Below are 20,777 nucleotides of genomic sequence, written 5' to 3'. Positions count from 1 at the left end.
ATACTTTTGTTGTCATTCCGTTCTTTTACTCTTTCTTTCGCACGATTTAACTTGTGTTCTATTTCTTGTATCAGGTATAATATGGCTAAGTAGCTTAGTACGGGTATGCTTAGCAAAATTGGGAAAAATTATAATTTAATTAAATTTTCATATCATATCGAATAAGATATTTGATTTATATAATGAAAGAGAGGTGAAACCTGGTTTAAAAAATAAACAAGGACATGATATCGCATAACGGTAAGGACATTCGTCTTGGACGGTGAAAATATGGTGGTTGTAGAGTTTCCCCTGGTGTCTCTGCAATTTTAGTGAAATCAGTGTTTGCAAGATTTTTAAACCAGGCAACAACATGAAGAGAAAAGAGAATGAGTCTGTTAAAGTATTTGCTCTTGGTGGAGTAGGTGAAATTGGGAAAAACATGTACTGTGTTGAAATTGATTCTGAAATCTTTATCGTAGATGCAGGGTTAATGTTCCCGGGAGATGAAATGTTTGGAATTGATATCGTTATTCCTGATATTACATATTTAGTGGAAAATCAAGAGCGAGTAAAAGGTTTATTTATTACTCACGGTCATGAAGATCATATTGGTGGAATTGTGTATGTACTTCGTAAATTATCTATTCCAGTCTATGCAACGAAATTAACAGTAGGACTTATACAAGAAAAACTTGGTGAAGCGGGCATGTTAGGCCGTGTAGACCTAAAAACAATCGATTCAAATTCAACAGTAGAATTTAACACTACAACGGTGTCATTCTTCGGAACGACACATAGTATTCCGGATTCTGTTGGCGTTTGTTTCCATACATCAAAAGGTGCAGTCGTATATACGGGAGACTTTAAATTCGATCAAACTCCAATTGGAAATAGTGGAGCAGACCTTGGGAAAATGGCGCAAATCGGAAATGAAGGCGTACTTTGCTTATTATCTGATAGTACAAACGCAGAGCGCCCAGGCTATACAGGTTCAGAAAAAGAAGTTGGTGTAGAAATCTCTAAAGTGTTCTACGGCGCAGAAGGTCGTATTATCGTTGCTTCATTTGCATCGAATGTACATCGTATTCAACAAGTATTTGATGCAGCTGCTGAAACAGGGCGAAAAGTAGCGGTAGTAGGACGTAGTATGGTGAAAGTAGTAGACATTGCAAGACGTCTTGGTTATTTAGATGTTCCAGAAGGTATGGTTATTTCATTACAAGAAGTAGACAACTTTCCAGAGAAGAAGGTAGCTATTTTAACGACAGGTAGTCAAGGTGAACCGATGGCTGCTCTATCTAGAATGGCAAAACAAGCACATAAACAAATTTCAATTCGTAAAGGTGATACTGTTATCATTGCTGCTTCGCCAATTCCGGGTAATGAAATATCTGTATCAAAAATTATTGATTTGTTATTTAGAGCTGGAGCTGAAGTTGTTTATTACGGCGAACGAAAAGTTCACGTGTCAGGTCACGGTAGCCAAGAAGAATTAAAATTAATGTTAAATTTAATGAAACCAAAGTACTTTGTACCCGTACATGGTGAGTTCCGTATGCAAAAAGCACATGCATATTTAGCTGAAGATGTAGGGATTACAAGAGAAAATATCTTTATCGTAGAAAAAGGCGATGTAATTGCTTTTGGTGACGATGAAGCGAACTTAGTCGGTAAAGTACAAGCTGGTAATGTTTTAATTGATGGATTAGGTGTAGGTGACGTTGGTAATATCGTTCTTCGAGATAGAAAGATGTTATCTCAAGATGGAATACTAGTAGTTGTTGTAACGCTTGGTAAAGATGAAAAGAAAATTATCTCTGGTCCAGAAATCATTTCACGTGGTTTCGTATATGTTCGTGAATCAGAAGCGTTAATTGAACGATCTACAGAGATTGTACGTATGATTGTTGAGCAGTCAATTAAAGAATATTCAATTGAATGGTCAATGTTAAAACAAAATATTCGTGAATTATTAGGACAGTTCTTGTACGAAGAGACAAAGAGAAAACCTATGATTTTACCGATTATTATGGAAGTATAAAAAGATCACCCTTATGGGTGATCTTTTTTCTTTTTAACCCTATCGAATGAAATTTATAACTTAAGAAATAATAGTTATATACGAGTGAAAGGGGATGCGAAATGACAGAACGTGATCGATATACAAATGAAGAAAAAGAAGCTGAGCCAAAAGAAGCTGGAAAGGAGGCTTCAATAGTTGAAAAAATTCAACAGCTTGGACAGACAAATGTACCACAGATGAATGAATCACGTATTCATTGTTTAACGATTATCGGACAAGTGGAAGGTCATGTTCAATTACCACCGCAAAATAAAACAACAAAATATGAGCATATCATTCCGCAAATTGTTGCGATTGAACAAAATCCGAAAATTGAAGGTTTGCTTTTAATATTAAATACGGTTGGAGGTGACGTTGAAGCTGGGCTAGCAATTTCTGAAATGGTAGCTTCACTTTCAAAACCAACAGTATCTCTAGTTTTAGGTGGGGGACATTCCATCGGTGTACCGATTGCTGTTTCTACTGACTATTCGTTTATTGCGGAAACTGCGACGATGACAATTCATCCAATTCGTTTAACAGGTCTTGTCATAGGTGTGCCACAAACATTTGAGTATTTGGATAAGATGCAAGAAAGAGTCATTCGTTTTGTGACGAAGCACTCGAAAGTAACAGAAGATCGTTTTAAAGAGCTTATGTTTGCGAAAGGAAATTTAACGCGAGATATTGGGACGAATGTAATTGGTGGGGATGCAGTAAAGTACGGTCTTATAGATGATGTCGGCGGTATTGGAAATGCAATTCGAAAATTAAACGAATTAATAGATGTTCGTGCGGAAGATAGTACAGAAGGGACAATGCTACAATGATTTTATATACAATTATGCCAGAGCAACTTGTGTATCCGGCCGATTATTCACAATGTGAAAGTCAAAAAGTTGTAAATATAAATGGTGTGGAATTAATGGTTTCTGAAGAGGAACATGGATGTTATTCTATTGTACGTGTGCTAAGTACGGACCCACTTCACTATCTAGAGTTTGAGCCCGGTCAGAAAATAACCTTTTAGCAAAAAGAAGGATTTTGTTTAGAAGCTATGGTATAATATAAAAAACAAGACGGTTGAGCAGCCATGAGTAGGCTGCTTTCTTCTGTTTATTTAGCATTTTACAAGAAGTGTAAAAATAGAAGATATAAAGACCTGAAAAATAGAGAAAACAGACATATAAATAGAGCATTTTGAGGGGAGCTTTATTTATATGTAGAACGCGAGGTGAAGAAATGGCAAAACAAAAGCAAAGAGGGACGAAGGCAAAGGCAAGGCGTACGATAAAGCCAACTTTGTATTATGAAATTGTCGGTTTAACTCTTTTTGCACTTTCAATCATTACGATTTTACAGCTAGGCGTTGTAGGAAAATCGTTTGTGTTATTTTTTCGCTTCTTCTTTGGTGAGTGGTACATAATTGGTGTGTTAGGTGTAATAGCTTTATCGGTTTCCTTTGTTATAAAACGCGGATGGCCGAACCTTTTAAATAAACGATTAATTGGATTTTATTTAATTGTATTGGCGATATTAATGTTTAGTCATATTACATTATTTAACCTTCTTACAAAAGATGGAGCAGTGCAAAATACTTCTGTTATTGTGAGTACGAAAGATAACTTCTTTCTTGAAATGAAAAAGGGGCCAGATAGCGTTCATTTAGGTGGTGGTATGTTTGGTGCGCTTATGTTCGCAACATGTTACTTCTTATTTGACGAAGTAGGAGCTTATATCATTGGTATTATTCTAGTTATTCTCGGTATACTTTGTATAACAAATAAGCATATTGGAGAAGTGTTAGCGCCAGTTGGTAGAATTCTTAGAAGTCAATTTCAAGTGATGCAAGGGGATTATAAAGATTGGAGAGCTAAAAGAACGGCTGAACAAACAGAAAAGAAAAAAACAACAAGAAGCACAAGAAGCAAACGTGCTGCAGAACAAGAAGAAATTATTGAGCCGATGGAAGAAATCTCAATTGATCCTCCGATTATTTCGAATTTCACTGAGAATTATCCTGTAAATGAAGAAGAGGATAAACGAATCGAAGTAGAGGAAGAAGATTTGATCACTTCACCGTTTATTGAAGAGACTCCGCCAATTGAAGAACCAAAGAAAAAGCGTGGAGAAAAAATTGTTGAATCGTTAGAGAGTGAAGCGCAAGCACCTCCTATGCAATTTTCAAATGTAGAAAATAAAGATTACAAGCTTCCTTCACTTGATATATTAAAATTTCCAAAGAATAAGCAAGTTACAAATGAAAATGCGGAAATTTATGAGAATGCTCGTAAATTAGAACGTACATTCCAAAGTTTCGGAGTGAAAGCGAAAGTAACAAAAGTACATAGAGGTCCTGCAGTTACAAAATATGAAGTGTATCCTGATATGGGGGTAAAGGTAAGCAAAATTGTCAGTTTAAGTGATGATTTAGCCCTTGCTTTAGCTGCAAAGGACATTCGTATTGAAGCGCCAATTCCCGGGAAATCAGCTGTAGGGATCGAAGTTCCGAACTCAGAAGTTTCGATGGTAACACTGAGGGAAGTGCTTGATTCTAAGGCTAATAACCATCCGGAAGAGAAGTTGTTAATTGGTCTTGGCCGAGATATTACAGGTGAAGCTGTATTAGCCCGTCTAAATAAAATGCCCCATTTACTCGTAGCTGGTGCGACAGGTAGCGGGAAAAGTGTATGTATTAACGGTATTATTGTTAGTATTTTAATGCGTGCAAAACCACATGAAGTAAAATTAATGATGATTGACCCGAAAATGGTAGAGTTAAATGTATATAACGGTGTGCCTCATTTGTTAACGCCAGTTGTAACTGATCCGAAAAAAGCATCGCAAGCATTGAAAAAAGTTGTGAGTGAAATGGAACGTCGTTATGAATTGTTTGCTCATAGTGGTACACGTAACATTGAAGGATACAACGATTATATAAAAGAGCATAATAGTCAATCAGAAGCGAAACAACCCGAATTACCTTATATTGTAGTAATTGTGGACGAGTTAGCAGATTTAATGATGGTTGCTTCGTCTGATGTAGAGGATGCGATTATGCGTCTAGCGCAAATGGCTCGTGCTGCTGGTATTCATTTAATTATTGCAACGCAACGTCCGTCAGTTGACGTTATTACGGGTGTTATTAAAGCAAATATTCCATCACGTATTGCATTCGCTGTATCTTCTCAAACAGATTCTCGTACAATTCTTGACGGTGGTGGTGCAGAGAAGCTACTAGGTCGTGGAGACATGCTGTTTATACCAATTGGTGCATCGAAACCTGTACGTGTACAAGGCGCATTTTTATCAGATGATGAAGTTGAGAGAGTTGTAGAATATGTTATTGGACAGCAAAAAGCACAATATCAAGAAGATATGATTCCGCAAGATGTTCCTGATACGAAGCAGGAAGTAGAAGATGAATTATATGATGAAGCGGTTCAACTTGTAGTGGAAATGCAAACAGCATCTGTTTCTATGTTACAACGTAGGTTTAGAGTAGGTTATACGCGAGCCGCTCGCCTAATTGATGCAATGGAAATGAATGGTGTAGTAGGTCCATATGAAGGTAGTAAACCGAGAGAAGTGCTCATTAATGATGTACAAGAAAAAAGTTCTTAAAAAAAGCCTAATTGTTTTTACAATTAGGCTTTTTTATATAGTGTTTTTGTTATATACTATACTCAGTAATAAAGAAAGGGCTTACATTCAGGAGCGCTCTTTAGAATACGAATACTTTGAGTATGTTTTATGTAAATGTTCGATATTTAATGCAGAAAAATGTTAGATTTTGTTGACACGTATGAGAGCAAGTGGTAAGATTACTTCGAAAAGAATCACTGCCTCATATAATCTTGGAGATAAGGTCCATAAGTTTCTACCTGGCAACCATGAATTGCTAGACTATGAGGGGAAAAGTGTGTAACAAAGGATGTAAAGGATCTTTGTGCCGAACTTTTTCTCGAAATGAGGAATGTTTATGGTGCAAAGTTTTTTTTATGCAATAAAGAGTGAAAATTTCATTTAAAAAAATTATTATTATTTATTCGACAATTACGCTTATTTTGGTGTTTAGTCATTTGTACTATGTTGTAAGTTGAAAAAAGAGAAAAGAAGTCTTACATCAGAGGTCGAATAATTGAAATGCGGGGGAGTCTTATGTCAGTAAAATCCGATAGTCGTCACCTATATCTACGGGTGATTGATCACATCAAAGAAAAAATTAAAGATGGGGCTTATAAAGAACGACAAAAGTTACCATCAGAGTTTGATTTAGCGAAAGAACTTGGCGTAAGTAGAGCGACTTTAAGGGAAGCGTTGCGTATTTTAGAAGAAGAAAATGTTGTCATTCGTAGACATGGTGTAGGGACATTTGTAAATGCAAAGCCATTATTTTCTTCTGGAATAGAACAACTTTCTAGTATTACAGATATGATTTCTAGTGTGGGGAAAACACCAGGAACAATCTTTTTATCATCATCTACTACAACTTTAACAGAAGAGGAAAAAGAGAAGTTTAATAGTGAAGATGGTTTTAATGCAGTGATGATTGAACGCGTGCGTACAGCAGATGGGGAACCTGTTGTGTATTGTATCGATAAACTTGCAAAAGAAATATTGCCAGATTTATCGGGTTACAATGAGGAATCATTATTAACGGTGATACATAATAACACACATAAGCGCATAACATATGCGGTTGCCCACATTGAGCCAATTGGCTATCACCCTAAAATCTCACCGATTTTAGAATGTGAGCCTGAAACAGCACTGCTTGTATTAAAACAAATGCACTATGATCAAAATGATGAGCCAATCTTATATTCTATCAATTACTTTAGAGCTGATAAATTTAGCTTCCACGTATTAAGAAAGCGTATGTAGGTAAATTCCTTTTTAGGGAGGTGACAGCAAGAAGTAAGGAACAGCAGCGTAAGAATAAATAAATATATATCATTTTTGGAGGGGTTTCTAGTATGAAGAAAAAAGCAGGCCTTTTATTATCATTAACATTAGCAGCAAGTACAGTTTTAGGTGCATGTGGTAACTCGGATAAGGCGAGCAGTGACAAGAAAGACACGAAAGACAATAAAGATTTCAAGGTTGGTCTTGTAACGGATGTTGGGGGCGTTGATGATAAGTCATTTAACCAATCTTCTTGGGAAGGGTTACAAAAGTTTGGTAAAGATAATGGTTTAAAAGAAAAGACAAATTATCGTTACCTTCAGTCTGAAAAAGAAGCTGATTATATTCCGAATTTAAAAAAATTCTCAAAAGATAAATATGATTTAACATTCGGAATTGGTTATAAATTAGAAGGTGCAATTAAAGAAGTAGCAAAAGAATCTTCAAAACAACAATTTGCAATCGTAGATACTGTTGTAGATGCACCGAACGTAACGAGCATTACGTTTAAAGATCATGAAGGATCATTCCTTGTAGGTGCGGTAGCAGCTATGTCAACAAAATCGAATAAAGTAGGATTTGTTGGTGGAATGAAAAGTGATTTAATTAGTAAATTTGAAAATGGATTTAAAGCTGGTGCAAAGGCAGTAAATCCAAACATTGAAATCGTATCTGAATATGCAGAAGCATTCGATAAGCCTGAAAAAGGTACAGTTCTTGCTTCAGCAATGTATGGTCAAGGCGTAGACGTAATTTATCATGCTGCTGGTGGTACAGGTAACGGTGTGTTCACAGAAGCGAAAAACCGTAAGAAAAAAGGTGAAAATGTTTGGGTAATCGGTGTTGACCGTGACCAACATCAAGAAGGTATGCCTGAAAATGTAACATTAACTTCAATGATTAAACGTGTTGATGTAGCAGTAGAAAAAGTAGCTAAAGAAGCAAAAGATGGGAATTTAAAAGGTGGGAAAATTGAAGAGTTTGGCTTAAAAGATGACGGTATTGGTATTTCAAAAACAACTGATAACGTGAAAAAAGTTAACCCTGAAATTTTAACAAAAGTAGAAGAGCTTGAAAAGAAAATTACAGCCGGTGAAATTAAAGTGCCAGCTACAGATAAAGAGTATAAAGAATACGAAGCTTCTCTAAAAAAATAAATAGAGAAATAGCAAAGGTTAGTTCATAGAACTAACCTTTGTATGTATAAAACTTCCGAATTGCTTAATAAGTTAATAGTGTAATAGGGAATGTTCCCTGTTAAAAGGAGGAACACAATGGAATACGTAATTGAGATGAATAACATTACGAAAGTATTCCCAGGCATTGTAGCGAATGATGATATTACGCTGCAAGTAAAGCAGGGTGAGATACATGCTTTACTTGGAGAAAATGGTGCAGGGAAATCCACATTGATGAATGTACTATTTGGTTTGTACCAACCAGAGCAGGGTGAAATTAAAATTAAAGGTAAACCTGTAAAAATTACAAATCCGAATATAGCAAATGACCTTGGTATTGGAATGGTCCATCAACACTTTATGCTTGTTCATAATTTTACAGTTACAGAGAATATTATTCTCGGAAATGAACCGAAGAAAAAAGGGAAAATTGCTGTTGAGGATGCTGCTAAAGAAATTCAAAAACTGTCTGAACAATACGGTTTGGCTGTAGATCCATATGCGAAAATACAGGATATTTCAGTGGGTATGCAACAGCGTGTTGAGATTTTGAAAACTCTTTACCGCGGTGCAGAAATTTTAATATTTGATGAACCGACAGCTGTGTTAACACCACAAGAAATTCATGAGCTAATTCAAATTATGAAAAAGCTTGTACAAGAAGGAAAATCTATTGTTCTTATTACACATAAGTTGAAAGAAATTATGGAAGTTTGCGATCGTTGTACGATTATTCGTAAAGGAAAAGGGATTGGAACGGTTGACGTTGCAAATACGGATGAAAATAAACTTGCAGAATTAATGGTCGGACGTCAAGTGAATTTTAAAACAGAAAAAATAGACGCGAAGCCAAAAGAAGAGGTACTTTCAATTGAAAACCTTGTTGTTCACGATGCACGTCAACTACCTGCTGTAAAAGGCCTTGACTTAACTGTTCGTGCGGGGGAAATTGTTGGGATTGCAGGGATTGATGGAAACGGACAAAGTGAATTAATAGAAGCGATTACTGGTTTACGAAAAGTTGAGTCAGGTTCTATTGCAATTAAAGGAAAAGAAATAACAAATTGGCCTGTTAGAAGAATAACAGAAGAAGGAATTGGTCATATTCCAGAAGATCGTCATAAACACGGACTCGTTCTTGATTTTTCTGTTAGAGATAATATAGTTCTTCAAACGTACTATAAAAATCCGTTTTCAAAGAAAGGGATTTTAAATTTCAGCAAAATTACAGAAAAAGCAAAGGCTCTTATTGAACAGTTTGATGTACGTACACCTAGTGAGCAAACGTTAGCACGCGCTCTATCTGGGGGCAATCAACAAAAAGCAATTATTGCACGTGAAGTAGACCGAAATCCAGATTTATTAATTGCGGCACAGCCAACACGTGGTTTAGATGTAGGAGCAATTGAATTTATTCATAAGAGATTAATAGAGCAAAGGGATAAAGGAAAAGGTGTATTACTTTTATCATTAGAGTTAGATGAAATCTTAAATGTTAGCGATCGAATTGCTGTTATTTATGAAGGGGAAATTGTAGCAATAGTTGATGCGAAAGAAACGAATGAACAACAGCTTGGATTGTTAATGGCTGGAGGAACAAAGAAGGAGCAGGTGGGTACAAATGGCTAAAAAACTTTTAACAGAACGAACGATAAATATTTTAGTCCCAGTACTATCCGTTATTTTCGGCTTACTTGTAGGAGCGATTGTAATGCTAGTTAGTGGCTATGATCCAATTGTTGGTTATAGTGCACTTTGGACAGGAATGTTCGGCAGCGCAAGTGCGATTGGTGAAACGCTCCGTACAATGATACCGCTTATTCTTGCTGGCTTATCGGTGGCGTTTGCATTTCGTACAGGTTTATTTAATATCGGGGTAGAGGGTCAATTGTTAGTTGGTTGGCTTGCGGCGGTTTGGTTCGGTTATGCAGTCTCACTACCAGCGTTCCTTCATATTCCATTATCGATTTTATTTGCCGCATTGGTGGGCGGAATTTGGGGCTTCATTCCGGGATATTTAAAAGGGAAGTTTCAAGTGAATGAAGTTATTGTAACTATTATGATGAACTATATTGCGTTGTATGTAACGTATGACATCATTAAGCGTTTCTTACATGCGGGTAATGACAAAACGTATGATATTAAAGAGAGTGCGTCACTATCTTCAGACTGGCTTGCTTCTATTACTGACGGTTCACGTCTACACTGGGGAATTATTGTAGCAATTTTAATCGCTATTTTAATGTGGTTCTTATTAGATCGAACAACTTTAGGTTACGAATTAAAGTCTGTAGGATTTAATCAGCATGCTTCTCAATATGCAGGTATGAAAGTTTCTCGTAATGTAGTATTCTCTATGACAATTGCTGGTGCATTTGCGGGGATTGGTGGAGCGATGGAAGGATTAGGGACATTCCAGAGTATGACAGCGATGTCTTCGTTTACAGGAGTAGGATTTGATGGGATTGCCGTAGCATTACTTGGAGGGAATAATCCGTTTGGTATAATCCTTTCAGCTTTATTATTTGGTGGTTTGAAAAGTGCTTCCCCTCAAATGAACTTTGAGGCAGATGTACCGTCAGAGCTTATTAATGTAATTATTGCATGTATCATCTTCTTTGTTGCATGTAGTTATGTGTTAAGATGGGCGCTTACACGCATGAGCAAGGAGGGGAAATAAATGAGCTTTTTAGATATATTAGCCATTCTTGTGACGGGTACGTTATATACATCGGCACCTATCATTTTCACAGCACTAGGTGGTGTATTTAGTGAACGATCGGGTGTTGTAAATATCGGATTAGAAGGACTAATGCTATTTGGTGCATTTATTGGAGTTGTTACAAACTTATTAATGGGTGATACTTGGGGAACGATGACTCCATGGATTGCGTTATTATTTGCGGCAATTGGTAGTGGATTATTTGCATTACTTCATGCGGTAGCTTCTATTACATTCCGAGCAGATCAAGTTGTAAGTGGTGTAGCCATTAACTTCTTATCTCTTGGTTTAACAGTATTTGCAATTAAGAAGATTTTTGATAAAGGGCAGACTGACTTTATTCAGTATCGTATTGAAAAGATTGATATTCCAGGCCTTTCGGATATTCCGGTTTTAGGGAAAATATTTTTCTCGAACGTACCAATAACGTCGTATATTGCCATTATTTTAGCATTCGTTGTTTGGTATGTTATTTATAAAACACCGTTCGGTCTTCGTCTACGTGCTGTTGGTGAACACCCAATGGCAGCGGATACGATGGGGATTAATGTATATAAAATGCGTTATATTGGAGTCTGTATTTCAGGAGTGTTTGCTGGAATCGGTGGAGCGATTTTTGCAATGTCAATTTCTAATAACTTCTCAGGGGCAACTATTACAGGACAAGGTTTCTTAGCTTTAGCTGCTATGATTTTTGGGAAGTGGAATCCACTAGGCGCATTAGGTGCAGCTCTATTCTTTGGTTTTGCGCAATCTCTAAGTGTAACGGGCGGAACAATTCCTGTACTAGATCAAATTCCAAGTGTTTTATTAACGATATTACCATATGTATTCACAATATTAGCGCTTGTTGGTTTTGTAGGTCGTTCTGAAGCTCCGAAAGCATTAGGAACTCCTTATGAAAAAGGAAAACGATAAGTATTTTATAAGTATAAAAAAGCTCGCACATTAGTGTGGGCTTTTTTACATAGAATATATTTAATACGGAATTTTACTATGTTCCTTACATATTAAAGTTTTTAGAAAGAATCATATGTAAGCATAATAAGGGAGAAAAGTTGATTTTTTATTTCTAAAAACTGTATATTGAAGAGGAATATTCCTATATACGTAAAGGAGGGCTATAAATGAAACTAATGGAACAACAACTACATGAGTTAGATGGTTTGCGCGTACATATTATTCCGACTGATAAATATAAAACGAATACCTTTGTATTTCGTTTTAAAGCGCCTTTAAATGAGGAGACGGTGACAGAGCGTGCCTTGTTGCCATACGTATTGCAAAGTGCGACAGAAAAATTACCTTCTGTAATTCGTCTTCGTCAATATTTAGAAGAATTATACGGATCTTCTTTAGCGGTAGATGTAAGTAAAAAAGGGGAAGACCATATTATCTCCATTTATGTAGACATTGCAAATGAAGTTTACTTACATGATGCACCACCGTTATTTGAAAAAGCGCTTTCTATGTTGTCAGATATTGTGTTACATCCAGCAACGGAGGGCAACGGTTTCCTATCTTCTATCGTAGAAAGTGAAAAAAGAGCACTGTTACAGAGAATTGAAGCTACTTATGACGATAAAATGCGTTATGCAAACGAGCGTTTAATTGAAGAAATGTGCAAAGTAGAACCGTATCGTTTAAGTGCAAATGGAAAAAAAGAGAGTGTTATGTCTATTACAAATGAAAGTCTGTATCAATATTATCAAAAGGTGTTAGCGGAAGATGAAATGGATCTATATATTATTGGTGATATTTCAGAAAACGCCGTTGATCTTGTAAGTAAGTATTTTTCTATTTCAGCTCGTCCAGTGAGAGAAAGAAATGTACTCCTTCATAGACGAAATAATGAAGAAAAAGAAGTTGTTGAAAAACAAGAATTAAAACAAAGTAAATTACACATCGGTTATCGTACATTTGTCACATATAAAGATGAAGATTATTTTGCATTGCAATTGTTCAATGGATTGTTTGGTGGCTTTTCTCATTCGAAGTTATTCGTAAATGTGCGTGAAAAAAATAGTTTAGCGTACTATGCAGCATCGCGCTTTGAAAGTCATAAAGGTTTATTATTTGTTATGTCAGGAATTGAAGCGAAAAATTATGAAAAAGCAGTTGAGATTATTAAAGAACAAATGCTTGCGATGCAAAACGGAGAGTTTTCTGAAGAAGAAATACATCAAACAAAAAGTGTCATCCAAAATCAAATATTAGAGGCAATTGATACACCACGTGGCTTTGTAGAAATGCTATATCATGGTATTATTTCAGATCGTACACGTCCAGTTGAAGAATGGCTTACAGGTATAGAAAGTGTGACAAAAGAAGAAATTGTAAAAGTTGCTAAAAATATTGAACTAGATACAATTTACTTTTTACAAGGAACGGAGGGAGAGTAAGTGGAGAAAATTGTTTATGAGCAATTAAAAGAAACACTCTATTATGAAAAACTTCCTAATGGATTAGATGTATATGTTTTACCGAAACAAGGATTTAATAAAACATTTGCAACGTTTACGACGAAATATGGTTCTGTAGATAATACATTTGTACCATTAGGGAAAGAAGAAATGATTCGTGTGCCAGATGGGATTGCACATTTTCTTGAGCATAAATTATTTGAAAAAGAAGATCATGATGCTTTCCAATTGTTTAGTAAACAAGGAGCATCGGCAAATGCTTTTACATCCTTCACACGAACAGCTTACCTTTTTTCAGGTACTTCAAACGTAGAACAAAATTTAAATACATTGCTAAACTTCGTACAAGAGCCCTATTTCTCTGAAAAAACGGTTGAAAAAGAGAAGGGGATTATTGGGCAAGAAATTCAAATGTATCAAGATAACCCAGATTGGCGTTTGTACTTTGGGTTAATTGATAGCTTATTTGTAAAACACCCAATTAAAATTGATATTGCGGGGACAATCGAATCTATTAGTAAAATTACGAAAGATTTATTATATGAATGTTATGAAACATTTTATCATCCGAGCAATATGTTATTATTTGTTGTGGGTGCAATTGATCCAGAGAAAACAATGGATTTAGTACGTGAAAATCAAGCGAAAAAAGATTATAAAAACCAGCCAGAAATTGTGCGTTCATTTGAAGAAGAACCAAATGAGGTAAATGAAAAGAAAAAAATTATTTCAATGCCTGTGCAAACACCGAAATGTTTAGTTGGTATTAAAGCGACTAATTTAAAAGAAAAGGGGCAAGCGCTTTTAAAACAAGAAATTGCGCTTACGTTACTTTTAGATTATTTATTTGGAAAAAGTTCTGTTCATTACGAAGCTTTATATAATGAAGGACTTATTGATGATTCATTCTCGTATGACTATACAGAAGAAAATAACTTCGGTTTTGCAATGGTTGGTGGTGATACGAAACAACCTGATGAATTGGCAGATCGTTTAAAAGATATTTTATTAAAAACAGATTATGATCAATTAGATGCGACGGCATTAGAACGAGTGAAGAAAAAGAAAATTGGTGGTTTTTTACGCTCGTTAAATTCACCAGAATATATTGCAAATCAATTTACACGATACGCGTTTAATGAATCTAGCCTATTTGATGCATTGACTGTATTAGAAGGACTAACCGTTCAAGACTTACAAGAAGTAGCGGGATTATTGTTATCAGAAGAAAAAATGAGTGTTTGTCAGGTGTTACCGAAAAAATAAAATTTTAAAGATACCCTCATCTTATCATTGAAAAATTGTAAGATGAGGGTATTATTTAGTTGTGTGAAAATTGAAGTTGTAGAGATAAGAGAGGGAATTTATGAAAAAGTATGCGTTAGTAACTGGAGGGAGCGGAGGGATTGGCTCTGCTATTTCGAAACAATTAATTCAAGATGGATATACAGTTTATGTTCATTACAATAACAGTGAAGAAAAGGTATTGGAATTGCAGAAGGCATGGGGAGAAGTTATCCCTGTTCAAGCTAATTTAGCTTCTAGTGATGGAGCAGAACGATTGTGGGGACAAATTGAACATCCTATTGATGTTATTGTATACGCAGCGGGGAAGAGTATTTTTGGATTAGTAACAGATGTAACAAACGATGAATTAGATTATATGGTAGAACTTCAAGTGAAGAACGTATATAAATTACTTTCAATGGCACTTCCGCCTATGATTGAGAGAAGAAGTGGTATTATTGTAATTGTTTCATCTATATGGGGACAAATAGGGGCTTCTTGTGAAGTGCTTTATTCAATGGTAAAAGGGGCGCAAAATTCATATGTGAAAGCTTTAGCGAAAGAAGTTTCTTTAAGTGGATTACGTGTGAATGCAGTAGCACCAGGAGCAATTGAAACGGAAATGTTAAGTGTTTTTTCTGAAGAAGATAAAATGGGAATTGCTGAAGATATACCATTAGGTAGAATAGGATTACCAGAAGAAGTAGCGAAAACAGTTTCATTTCTCGTATCACCAGGAGCGTCTTACATAACTGGACAAATTATCGGAGTGAATGGCGGTTGGCACTGCTAAAAAATTCTTACATAAAAAATGAATAGTTGCACAAATTAAGGATGATTTTATTACTCAATAGTGAGGTGCTTAATTATGTCAGTATTAGATAATTTTGATCAGTGGAAGAGCTTTTTAGGAGAACGTTTAGAGCAAGCGCAAGACAAAGGTTTAGATGGCGGTGCGGTATCAGATATGGCATTTCGTGTTGGCGACTATCTTGCTAATGAAGTAGAAGGACGCAATGACCAAGAGAAATTATTAGCTGAGCTTTGGAAAGTTGCTGATGAACAGGAGCAACATACAATTGCAAATTTAATGGTTAAGTTCGTACAACATAAGTAAAAGTAGAGAGGAGATTCTCCTCTCTACTTTTTTTGTATAATAATTACACAGGATAGATTATACATTTAGCTTCCCTATTAGGGTGAAATCATATAATATAGTACGTAGGTGTAAAGTAAGCAAGGGGAGTGATCTTGGATGATTGAATGGTATTTTGAATATGAAATACATAAAAACCGACCTGGCTTGCTTGGTGACGTTTCTTCGTTAATCGGTATGCTCGGCATTAATATTGTCACAATTAATGGTGTAGATAATGCACGACGTGGGTTACTTCTTATGTGTGATAATCAAGAGCAGATCTCTAGACTTGAATCAATTTTAAATACGATGGATAACATAACGGTAACGAAATATCGTCCGCCCAAGCTAAGAGATAAGCTAGCGGTTAGGCATGGTAGGTACATACAACGAGATGCAGATGATAAGAAAACATTTCGATTTGTGCGTGATGAATTAGGCTTACTTGTAGACTTTATGGCAGAAATCATGAAAAAAGAAGGCCATAAACTAATTGGGATACGTGGAATGCCTCGTGTCGGAAAAACAGAATCCATTGTTGCTGCAAGTGTTTGTGCAAATAAAAGGTGGTTATTTGTATCATCTACTCTTATTAAGCAAACTGTTCGCAGTCAATTAATTGAAGATGAGTATAGCGATGACAATATTTTCATCCTAGATGGAATTGTGTCAACGAAGCGTGCTAACGAAAGACATTGGCAGCTCGTTCGTGAAATTATGAGATTGCCTGCAACGAAAGTTGTGGAACATCCTGATGTATTTGTGAGTCAGTCAGAATACACATTGGATGATTTTGATTATATTATCGAGTTGCGTAACGATTATGATGAAGAAATTCAATATAATTTAGTAGATGAAATTGAGCAAGGTACGCAAAATAATTTCTCTATGTTTGACTTTTAAAGAAATATTGAGGTGTTAGTAGTGACGGAATTGGGACAAAAGCTGAAAGAAGCAAGAGAAGCGAAAGGCTTGACTATTGATCAGCTGCATGAGATTACAAAAATTCAAAAACGCCATTTAGTGGCAATTGAAGAAGGCAATTATGATGTATTGCCAGGAGCTTTTTATGCGCGTGCATTCATTAAACAATACGCAGATGCGGTTGGATTAAATGGAGAGGAACTGCTCGTAGAACATCAGAGTACGATACCACAATCTGAAAAGCGTGAAGTTCCACAAGTATCAACGGGACAAAAAACACAAGAAACAATGCAAAAATCTTCATCATGGCCAATTGCAGATCACATGCCGAAAATCTTAGTTGCGCTGTTAGTCATCGCAGTTGGAGTGGTAATCTGGTTTGTGTTTCAAGCGTTAACTGGAAAAGATGATGAAAAAGTTCCAAGCGCTCAAAGTGAGAAAATTGAAGTTCAAAAAGCGAAAGATTCTCCGTTAGATACGAAGAAAGATGAAGTGAAAGCGGAAGAGCCAAAAAAAGAGGAACCAAAGAAAGAAGAACCAAAGAAAGAAGAACCAAAGAAAGAGGAGCAACCAGCACAACCAACTGGACAGCAAGAAGTGAAAGTAGTTGGAACAACTGGAAAGGTATCTACTTTGGAAATTCATAATAATAAAACATTAGAACTGGAAATTTCAGCTAAGGGTACAAGTTATGTAGATGTTAAGGATGATGCGGGTAACGAAATTCTAAACACTACAGTACAAAGCGGTCAAACAGAGAAACGCGATGTATCAACATTAAAAGAAGTACGACTTAATATTGGAAGTGCACCGAATGTTGAAATTAAACTGAATGGCCAAGTGCTTGCTTTCCCGTTAGATCCACAAAAAGAATATCACCAAAGATTGGTGATTAAAAACCAAGGGATAGAGCAACCAGCACAATAACAGTCATCGCTTCGATGACTTTTTTTCGATGAACAAATGTTTTTGATATGATGGAGGAATAGCTGTGAATTTACCAAATAAAATTACAATATCTAGAATCTTCTTAATTCCAATTTTTATGGTAATTATGTTAGCGCCCTTTGATTGGGGTTCATACAAAATTGGTGATGTTGATTTGCCAATTCAACATTTAGTGGGGGCACTTATCTTTATCATTGCTTCAGCTACAGATTGGATTGATGGACATTACGCAAGAAAGTATAATCTTGTAACGAATTTAGGGAAGTTTCTTGACCCGTTAGCTGATAAATTGCTTGTTTCGGCAGCACTTATTACATTGGTAGAGATGCAATATGTACCGGCTTGGATTGTTATTGTAATTATCAGTCGTGAGTTTGCGGTAACAGGTTTACGTCTTGTACTTGCTGGAACAGGGGAAGTAGTTGCAGCAAACCAGCTAGGAAAAATTAAGACGTGGACACAAATTATTGCAATTGCAGCATATTTATTACACGATGTACCTTTAAATTTAATCCATATTCCAGTTGCAGATATCTTCATATGGATTGCATTAATCTTTACTGTTATTTCAGGATGGGATTATTTCTGGAAAAATAGAGCTGCTTTTGTAAACTCAAAATAGAAGTTTATGGGGGAATTGGGATGAATGCTGAGATTATTGCGGTTGGAACTGAATTATTACTTGGACAAATTGCAAATACAAATGCCCAGTTTTTATCTGAAAAGTTAGCTTCAATCGGAATTAACGTGTACTATCATACTGTTGTTGGTGATAATAATAAGCGATTGCAAAAGGCGATTGAAGCTGCGGAAGAACGTGCTGATATACTTATTTTTACAGGTGGATTAGGACCAACAAAAGATGATTTAACGAAAGAAACGATAGCTGCTAGTTTAGATGAAGAGCTTGTGTATGATGAAAAGGCATTAGCCTTAATAAGTAATTACTTTAAGCGTACAGGCCGTGAATTTACGGAGAATAATAAAAAGCAAGCGCTCGTTTTAAATGGAGCAACAGTATTTGCAAATGACCACGGTATGGCGCCTGGTATGGGGGTAAATAAGAACGGAAAAGTTTATATTTTATTACCAGGGCCGCCAAAAGAAATGAAACCAATGTATGTAAGTTACGTAGAGCCTTTTTTACGTAATTTTACAACAGGAGAAAACATTTATTCTCGTGTGCTTCGTTTCTTCGGTATTGGGGAGTCCCAATTAGAGGTGAAAGTGCAAGATTTAATTGATGGACAAACAAACCCAACAATCGCCCCGTTAGCAAATGATGGAGAAGTGACATTACGTTTAACCGCTAAGCATCAAAATGTTAGCGAAGCGGAGAAACTAATTCAACATGTGGAAGATTTGATTTTAGAAAGAGTAGGAGAATTTTTCTACGGATATGACCAAGAATTTTTGCATTATAAGGCAATCGAGTTATTGAAGAGAAAAGGGTTAACTTTAGCGTGTGCAGAAAGTTTAACAGGTGGTCTTTTTGGAAATCAAGTAACTGAAAACGCTGGTGTTTCTTCTGTGTTTAAAGGCGGTGTCATTTGTTATCATAATGATGTGAAGCAACATGTTTTACGTGTGCCTGAAGAAGTGTTGCATACTGATGGTGCAGTTAGTAAAGAATGTGCTCGTTATCTTGCTGAAAATGTTAAGGATGTATTAAAAGCGGATATCGGAATTAGTTTCACTGGGGTAGCAGGGCCAGATGCTTCAGAACAGAAAGAACCAGGAACAGTATTTGTTGGGCTTTCGATTAAGGATGAACCAACTGTAGTCTTTCCTCTTAATTTAAGCGGAAGTCGTCAACAAATTAGAGAACGAACAGCAAAATATGGATTTTATCATTTATATAAAAAGCTAGAAGAGATATAAGTTTCTTCTAGTTTTTTTTACGGTTAAATTTAGATATTATTTGATAGAAAATAAAAAAATCGAATAAATGTTCGATTTTTGTTGGCAAATTGAATTGAAAATAGGTATAATAAGATTAGCAATTCAGTTAAGGAGGAATTTTGAATGAGTGATCGTCAAGCAGCGTTAGATATGGCGTTAAAACAAATAGAGAAGCAATTCGGTAAAGGTTCAATTATGAAATTAGGAGAACAAGCGGAGCGTAGAGTTTCTACGGTTTCTAGTGGTTCTTTAGCACTTGATGTGGCACTAGGAGTAGGCGGATATCCACGTGGCCGTATTATCGAAATTTACGGACCTGAAAGTTCAGGTAAAACGACAGTTTCATTACATGCAATTGCAGAAGTACAACGTCAAGGTGGACAAGCAGCATTCATTGATGCGGAGCACGCAATGGATCCTGTATATGCACAAAAATTAGGCGTTAACATAGATGAATTACTATTATCACAGCCTGATACAGGGGAGCAAGGATTGGAAATCGCGGAAGCACTTGTACGAAGTGGTGCGGTTGACATTATCGTAATTGACTCTGTAGCAGCTCTTGTACCGAAAGCAGAGATTGAAGGCGATATGGGTGACTCACACGTAGGTTTACAAGCACGTTTAATGTCACAAGCACTTCGTAAGCTTTCAGGAGCAATCAACAAATCAAAAACAATTGCAATCTTTATTAACCAAATTCGTGAAAAAGTTGGGGTTATGTTCGGAAACCCAGAAACAACTCCGGGTGGTCGTGCGTTGAAATTCTATTCAACTGTCCGTCTTGAAGTGCGTCGTGCGGAGCAATTAAAGCAAGGTAACGACATCGTTGGTAATAAAACAAAAGTAAAAGTAGTGAAAAATAAAGTAGCACCACCATTCCGTGTTGCGGAAGTTGATATTATGTACGGAGAAGGTATTTCAAGAGAAGGTGAAATCTTGGATATGGCTTCTGAGCTTGATATCGTTCAAAAGAGCGGTGCTTGGTATTCTTATAATGAAGAACGCCTAGGACAAGGTCGTGAAAATTCGAAGCAGTTCTTAAAAGAAAATACAGATTTAAGAGAAGAAATTGCCTTCTTTATTCGTGAGCATCACGGAATTAGTGAAGATTCTGGTGCTGAGGGCGCAGAAGATTCAACTCTTCTTGATTAAAAAAATAAAAGACACGGCCTCGTGTCTTTTATTTTTTTATCTACTATTAAGGAGCATAATACTATAGATAAAAATATTTTTTTACTTCAAATGGGTTGTGTAAAGAAGGATATTTAAATATTTTAAGGAAAAGAAATGGGAATTACTA

At 36.0% G+C, this 20,777-nt stretch carries 18 protein-coding genes and 1 riboswitch; all 18 genes read left to right on the top strand.

The window, feature by feature from the left end:
• The first annotated feature begins 352 nt into the window (after positions 1 to 352).
• The 18 genes from ABWK52_RS00445 (at position 353) to recA (ending at position 20,629) form a co-directional block, all read left to right on the top strand.
• A complete protein-coding gene (locus ABWK52_RS00445) occupies positions 353 to 2,023 on the top strand; it encodes a ribonuclease J (RefSeq protein WP_000823096.1) in 1,671 nt (556 codons plus the stop codon).
• 101 nt (positions 2,024 to 2,124) lie between these two features.
• On the top strand, positions 2,125 to 2,874 hold the full coding sequence (gene tepA / locus ABWK52_RS00440) for a translocation-enhancing protein TepA (RefSeq protein WP_000139806.1): 750 nt from the start codon (positions 2,125 to 2,127) through the stop codon (positions 2,872 to 2,874).
• Positions 2,871 to 3,074 carry a YlzJ-like family protein gene (locus tag ABWK52_RS00435; protein WP_000605020.1) on the top strand — a complete coding sequence of 68 codons (204 nt, stop codon included), beginning with the start codon at positions 2,871 to 2,873 and terminating at the stop codon, positions 3,072 to 3,074. The genes tepA and ABWK52_RS00435 overlap by 4 nt, the downstream gene beginning before the upstream one ends.
• Positions 3,075 to 3,286: 212 nt before the next feature.
• A complete protein-coding gene (locus ABWK52_RS00430) occupies positions 3,287 to 5,668 on the top strand; it encodes a DNA translocase FtsK (RefSeq protein ID WP_001118776.1) in 2,382 nt (793 codons plus the stop codon).
• A gap of 203 nt (positions 5,669 to 5,871) precedes the next feature.
• Positions 5,872 to 5,973: riboswitch (purine riboswitch) on the top strand.
• A gap of 232 nt (positions 5,974 to 6,205) precedes the next feature.
• On the top strand, positions 6,206 to 6,931 hold the full coding sequence (locus tag ABWK52_RS00425; protein ID WP_000114182.1) for a GntR family transcriptional regulator: 726 nt from the start codon (positions 6,206 to 6,208) through the stop codon (positions 6,929 to 6,931).
• Between the two features lie 92 nt (positions 6,932 to 7,023).
• Entirely contained in the window at positions 7,024 to 8,109 is a 1,086-nt protein-coding gene (locus ABWK52_RS00420; RefSeq protein ID WP_000725771.1) for a BMP family lipoprotein, read from the top strand.
• Between the two features lie 117 nt (positions 8,110 to 8,226).
• Complete coding sequence (locus ABWK52_RS00415; protein ID WP_000456908.1) at positions 8,227 to 9,759, top strand: ABC transporter ATP-binding protein; 1,533 nt, start codon at positions 8,227 to 8,229, stop codon at positions 9,757 to 9,759.
• On the top strand, positions 9,752 to 10,810 hold the full coding sequence (locus tag ABWK52_RS00410) for an ABC transporter permease (protein WP_001085254.1): 1,059 nt from the start codon (positions 9,752 to 9,754) through the stop codon (positions 10,808 to 10,810). The genes ABWK52_RS00415 and ABWK52_RS00410 overlap by 8 nt, the downstream gene beginning before the upstream one ends.
• The gene (locus ABWK52_RS00405; RefSeq protein ID WP_000008857.1) at positions 10,811 to 11,770 is read left to right on the top strand and encodes an ABC transporter permease; all 960 of its coding nucleotides are present in this window, start codon (positions 10,811 to 10,813) and stop codon (positions 11,768 to 11,770) included. It abuts the gene before it with no gap.
• 209 nt (positions 11,771 to 11,979) lie between these two features.
• Positions 11,980 to 13,254, top strand: coding sequence for an EF-P 5-aminopentanol modification-associated protein YfmF (gene yfmF / locus ABWK52_RS00400; protein ID WP_000772405.1), 1,275 nt, complete (start codon positions 11,980 to 11,982; stop codon positions 13,252 to 13,254).
• Positions 13,255 to 14,541, top strand: coding sequence for an EF-P 5-aminopentanol modification-associated protein YfmH (gene yfmH, locus ABWK52_RS00395; RefSeq protein WP_000411984.1), 1,287 nt, complete (start codon positions 13,255 to 13,257; stop codon positions 14,539 to 14,541).
• A gap of 100 nt (positions 14,542 to 14,641) precedes the next feature.
• Positions 14,642 to 15,355, top strand: a complete 714-nt coding sequence (gene ymfI / locus ABWK52_RS00390; protein ID WP_098280753.1) for an elongation factor P 5-aminopentanone reductase — start codon at positions 14,642 to 14,644, stop codon at positions 15,353 to 15,355.
• A 75-nt stretch (positions 15,356 to 15,430) separates the two neighbouring features.
• Positions 15,431 to 15,679 carry a DUF3243 domain-containing protein gene (locus ABWK52_RS00385; RefSeq protein WP_000114450.1) on the top strand — a complete coding sequence of 83 codons (249 nt, stop codon included), beginning with the start codon at positions 15,431 to 15,433 and terminating at the stop codon, positions 15,677 to 15,679.
• Between the two features lie 138 nt (positions 15,680 to 15,817).
• Entirely contained in the window at positions 15,818 to 16,603 is a 786-nt protein-coding gene (locus ABWK52_RS00380; protein WP_000574107.1) for a DUF3388 domain-containing protein, read from the top strand.
• A 21-nt stretch (positions 16,604 to 16,624) separates the two neighbouring features.
• Complete coding sequence (locus ABWK52_RS00375) at positions 16,625 to 17,551, top strand: helix-turn-helix domain-containing protein (RefSeq protein ID WP_044584805.1); 927 nt, start codon at positions 16,625 to 16,627, stop codon at positions 17,549 to 17,551.
• A gap of 64 nt (positions 17,552 to 17,615) precedes the next feature.
• On the top strand, positions 17,616 to 18,194 hold the full coding sequence (pgsA, locus tag ABWK52_RS00370; protein WP_001052967.1) for a CDP-diacylglycerol--glycerol-3-phosphate 3-phosphatidyltransferase: 579 nt from the start codon (positions 17,616 to 17,618) through the stop codon (positions 18,192 to 18,194).
• Between the two features lie 20 nt (positions 18,195 to 18,214).
• Entirely contained in the window at positions 18,215 to 19,453 is a 1,239-nt protein-coding gene (gene cinA, locus ABWK52_RS00365; protein WP_000990688.1) for a competence/damage-inducible protein CinA, read from the top strand.
• 144 nt (positions 19,454 to 19,597) lie between these two features.
• Positions 19,598 to 20,629: a recombinase RecA gene (gene recA, locus ABWK52_RS00360; RefSeq protein ID WP_001283860.1), complete on the top strand. Its 1,032-nt coding sequence runs from the start codon at positions 19,598 to 19,600 to the stop codon at positions 20,627 to 20,629.
• Positions 20,630 to 20,777 lie beyond the last annotated feature (148 nt).

The sequence above is a fragment of the Bacillus sp. AP50 genome (assembly GCF_040492675.1).
Taxonomy (GTDB): domain Bacteria; phylum Bacillota; class Bacilli; order Bacillales; family Bacillaceae_G; genus Bacillus_A; species Bacillus_A cereus.
Note: the sequence above shows the minus strand (reverse complement) of the source record. Positions and strands in the feature narration are given on the sequence as shown.